The 4,317-nt window shown below is 33.8% G+C and carries 5 protein-coding genes; 3 read left to right on the top strand and 2 right to left on the bottom strand.

Going from position 1 to position 4,317, the window contains the following annotated elements; genetic code table 11:
- The first annotated feature begins 49 nt into the window (after window positions 1-49).
- Both ACOX6R_RS07340 and ACOX6R_RS07335 read left to right on the top strand, forming a co-directional pair.
- A complete protein-coding gene (locus tag ACOX6R_RS07340; RefSeq protein ID WP_433448785.1) occupies window positions 50-1,033 on the top strand; it encodes a 3D domain-containing protein in 984 nt (327 codons plus the stop codon).
- 143 nt (window positions 1,034-1,176) lie between these two features.
- A complete protein-coding gene (locus ACOX6R_RS07335; protein WP_433448783.1) occupies window positions 1,177-2,049 on the top strand; it encodes a hypothetical protein in 873 nt (290 codons plus the stop codon).
- Between the two features lie 308 nt (window positions 2,050-2,357).
- On the opposite strand, the gene ACOX6R_RS07330 is transcribed toward ACOX6R_RS07335, so the two are convergent.
- Together ACOX6R_RS07330 and ACOX6R_RS07325 are read right to left on the bottom strand one after the other, a co-directional pair.
- Window positions 2,358-2,903 carry a chromate transporter gene (locus ACOX6R_RS07330; protein WP_433448781.1) on the bottom strand — a complete coding sequence of 182 codons (546 nt, stop codon included), beginning with the start codon at window positions 2,901-2,903 and terminating at the stop codon, window positions 2,358-2,360.
- Entirely contained in the window at window positions 2,896-3,456 is a 561-nt protein-coding gene (locus ACOX6R_RS07325; protein ID WP_433448779.1) for a chromate transporter, read from the bottom strand. The genes ACOX6R_RS07330 and ACOX6R_RS07325 overlap by 8 nt, the downstream gene beginning before the upstream one ends.
- A 116-nt stretch (window positions 3,457-3,572) precedes the next feature.
- On the opposite strand from ACOX6R_RS07325, the gene proC reads away from it, so the two are divergent.
- On the top strand, window positions 3,573-4,317 hold a 745-nt coding region (gene proC / locus ACOX6R_RS07320), incomplete at its 3' end, for a pyrroline-5-carboxylate reductase (protein ID WP_433448777.1).

Below are 4,317 nucleotides of genomic sequence, written 5' to 3'. Positions count from 1 at the left end.
ATAGTAACAAAAATTACGACTTTGTAACAAATAGTTGGAGGTATTAATTTTGAATAAGAGGAGATTTAGAACTACAAAAATTCTTGTAATTCTAATTATTTTAATTTCCGCTTTGACAATGGGTTTTAAACAAGTAGTAGGAAATGATGTAAATCTAAATATAAATGGAAACACAACGACAGTTTTTACTTATGAAAAAACAGTTGGAGATTTTTTAGAAAAACAAAACATAGAAGTTAAGAATAGGGATGCAATAAGACCTTCTCTTGATTCTGAGATAACTCAAGATATGGACATAGTTATCACTTCACCAAAATCTTACCAAATTAAAGATGGAAACAGAATCGTAATTGCAGAAGCAAGTGGATACACTGTTGGTGAAGTTTTAGAAAATTTAGGCATTAAGCTTAATAAACTGGATAGAATTGATGTTTCCTTAGACCAAGTTGCAAAAGAAGCAATGACAATTAAAATTGACAGAGTAGAACAAGAGAACATAGAACACGCAGTTGAAATTCCTTTCGAAAGTGAAAGAAAAGAAAACCCAGATATGTTTGAAGGCGAAACTAAAGTAATAAATGCAGGTCAAGCTGGAGAAAAAATTGAAAGCGTACTAAATACTTATGTAAATGGCAAAATCGAAAGTAGCGAAGTTTTAAAATCTGAAGTTACTAAAGAGCCAATTAATGAAGTAGTTGAAGTTGGAACAAAGAAAGCTCCAAAGACACCAAATGGACAAAGTGTTAAAAAAGTTATCACAATGCAAGCAACAGCATATGATCCATCTGCAGGTTCAAAAACTGCAATGGGAACAAGAGCAAGAGTAGGTGCAGTTGCAGTTGACCCAAGAGTCATTCCACTAGGTTCAAAGCTTTATATTGAATCAATGGACGGATTTGCATCTTATGGATATGCAACAGCAGAGGATACTGGCGGAGCAATAAAGGGAAATAGAATTGATTTATTCTATAATTCCAACGCAGAAGCACTAAGATTTGGAAGAAGAAATGTTAAAGTTTATGTATTAGACTAATTAAATAATTTTAAAAGTCAGAGCTTGGCTCTGATTTTTTTATGCAAAATTATAATTGTAAAAATAATTAATAAATAATGTAAACTTCTTTAAAAGATTTTTCATATAGACTATAATATAAGAGTAGAAAAATAGGTGATGATATGAAATTAATAGACAATGAACTTGTCGATAGATATATATATTATTTTTTAAGATACATTCCATATGACAAACAAGAAGAAGCAAAGGAAGATATGCTAAAAGAAATTGAGAAGAATCTTCCAAGAGACTACAGCGATAGAGACATTACAAGAGCACTAAATAAACTCGGCAATCCCTATCAGTTTGCCGCGTACTATACAAAGACTGGCCACTTTTTAATCAGTGGAAAGACCTACGAAGTATTTAAAAAGTTTTTAAAGCTCCTTCTCATATCAAGTGGAGTTGGACTTGTGCTTTTCTTCTTTAATTACTTCTCAAGGCTTGTCAGCACAGGAGTCTACAATGTATTAAAATCTCTTGCAATATCGATTTTTATATTGTCTGTACTTCCAAGCTGGATATCTGAAAAAATAAAGACCACTAGAATTTTAAAATCCCTAACAAACGAATGGGACACAACACATTTATACGAAACCAAAAAAGTAAAAATAAAAACAGAAAAGATTGCCCTAGTAATATTGAGCTACAGCATGTTTTTTATGTTGCAGATGTACATAATTACATCAAAAATCGACATCACTACAGCGACTTACACGCTCATAATGTTCATGTTCTTTTTAAATGTTTTAAAGGACAATATGAAAGTTTCTGAGAACAATGTGTATTCGAGAATAGTCTATACAGAATATGTAATAGATGCATTTACAATTATATGCTTTACTATTTTGACAAAATTCTTCATTCCAGATCTTTTCATAATAAAGACAATAATCTTCACAAGTGTTGTAAATATAATCATGAATGTAATTGGAATGACTCGCGAAAAGAAAAACAAAAAAGCATCTCGCAGGAGCAGGCGAGAAGAAAGATAAAAAGAAATCTGAACTTCAAATAGAGGTTCAGATTTTTTAGTGCAAAAATAAAGTATTAAGGATGAAACTTAAGACAAAGCTCAATAAATCTTATCTCATTACAGAAATTGGGATAGTTCATACTTTCGTAAATCTGAAAAACGCAAACTCGCTTACGCTCAAACAGTGCGTTTTTCGGGCGGTTTACTTCAAGTTGAACTTCCTACAATTTCTTCCATAGGATAAGATTTCTTTAGAGCTTTGTTATTTTACAGACTATCTATAAAGAGTTTAGTTTAAATTAAAAACGAATAGGTTTAAAAATCATATTATAAAAAATAATTTGCGCCGATGCCGACGATTGCGCCAATTGCGATTAACTTAAATAAATCGACTTTCTTGATGTATAAAAGTCCAACGACAAAACCAATCAGTGCTGGGATTCGCATGTCTGTTAGTGCAAAACCTTCTGGGAAAATCGAAGTATTAAATAGATCTATTGAAGTTAAAAGTATTAGTGGAAGTATGCCTGCCTTTACACCCTCTAGAGCGTAGTCTAGGGTGTTAAACTTCTTGCCCTTTGTAAATAACAAGTGACCCAGGACCATCATAAGAATAAATTGAGGAAGTACGAGCCCTATTGTCGTAACAATTGAACCAATTAGTCCTCCCGAAATTTGTCCGACGAAAGTCGCAGCATTAATTGCAATGGGACCTGGCGTCATCTGAGAAATAGATACGAGATCCATAAACTCTCTAGGAGTTAGAATTTGTGAAGTCTCAACCACATATTTTGATATTAAAGGGATTACTGCATATCCTCCGCCAAAGGCGAGGCATCCAATTTTGAAGAAAATTAAAAATAACTTAAGCATTTTTTGACCTCTCAATCATGTTGAAGTATAAAATACCAAAAGCGCCACTTATAAATATAATAAGTCCCGTGTTAATGCTCGTAAATAGAGCGAGGACTATTGCAATAATTGCAACGCCAACAGTAAATCTGCCGTTACTCTTGTAAGACGCCACTGCCATTTGAAAAACTGTAATAAGAAGTACTGCAGAAATTACACCGCTTATCCCTTCAAGGGCAGAGTTGATGAAGAAATTCGTCTTAAACTCCTGATAAAACTTAGCTATTATAGATAAAATTATAAGGCAGGGAAGAACCGATGCAATGACAGAAACGATAGCTCCCTTTCTGCCCCTCACCTTGTAGCCAGTAAGTAGCGAGCAGGAAACTGCCATGGCACCAGGGCCACCTTGAGCAAGGGCAACTATGTCCATCATGTCCTTTTCAGAAATTAGAGAAAGCTCGTTTACAAATACATCCCGAATGGCAGGAACGATAGTAAATCCTCCTCCAAAAGTTATAGAATTTATTTTAAAAAGTATTAAAAAAAGTTTTGAAAGTGAAATTTTTTCCATATCATCACCAAAATAATTATAACATAAGCGCGCTTTTATAAAAAACTTAAAGCACCCGCAAGGCTCATTAAAGTTTAAAAATACAGAAAAGTGGTATAATGGTAAAGAGGTGTAATATGAAAATAGGAATTGTTGGACTTGGCAACATGGGCTCTGCCATGGCGCACGGTCTTTTAAAAAATAATATAGAGACATATCTTTTTGACAGAAACGAAGAGAAAAGAAATCAGTTTAAAGAATATGAAAATGCACATATTGTACTTACAGATGAAGAAGTGGTTAAAAGTGCCGATGCAATAATCGTCGCAATTAAGCCTTATCACTACGAAAGTTTTTTAGATAAAGTTAAAGATATAATAGACGAAGAGATAATAATTTCTGTAACAAGCGCCTTCGATCTTAAAAAGTTAGAAGAAAAACTTGGCAACAAGAAATTTTTAATGGCTCTTCCAAACACTCCAGCAAAAGTTATGGAGTCAATGACGGGAATTTGTCCTGGCAAAAATATCACAGAAGATGAACTTAAAGAAATCGAAAATATTCTATCTTCCTTTGGCAAAACTCAGCTTGTAGACGAAGAAAATATTAGAATATTCGAAGCATCCTGTGGATGTATGCCTGCATATGTCTATATGTTTATCGAGGCAGCTGCAGATGCATGTGTATACTACGGAATGAAAAGGGATATGGCTTATAGATGCGTATCACAAGCAGTTGCAGGAGCAGCTACTATGACAGAAAAAACAGGCGAACATCCCGGTGTATTAAAAGATCAAGTCACAACTCCTGGTGGAACAACAATTAGGGGATTAAAGAGCCTAGAGGAAAGTTCCTTTAGAGCTTCTATAATTGATGCAATAG

Source organism: Peptoniphilus sp., from assembly GCF_050943655.1.
Taxonomy (GTDB): Bacteria; Bacillota; Clostridia; order Tissierellales; family Peptoniphilaceae; genus Peptoniphilus_A.
This window is presented reverse-complemented; position numbering and strand designations above follow the sequence as displayed.

Excerpts from the sequence above, each read along its gene's own strand:
- ACOX6R_RS07325 (WP_433448779.1), bottom strand. The coding sequence starts at position 3,456 with ATGGAAAAAATTTCACTTTCAAAACTTTTTTTAATACTTTTTAAAATA.
- ACOX6R_RS07335 (WP_433448783.1), top strand. The coding sequence starts at position 1,177 with ATGAAATTAATAGACAATGAACTTGTCGATAGATATATATATTATTTT.
- ACOX6R_RS07330 (WP_433448781.1), bottom strand. The coding sequence starts at position 2,903 with ATGCTTAAGTTATTTTTAATTTTCTTCAAAATTGGATGCCTCGCCTTT.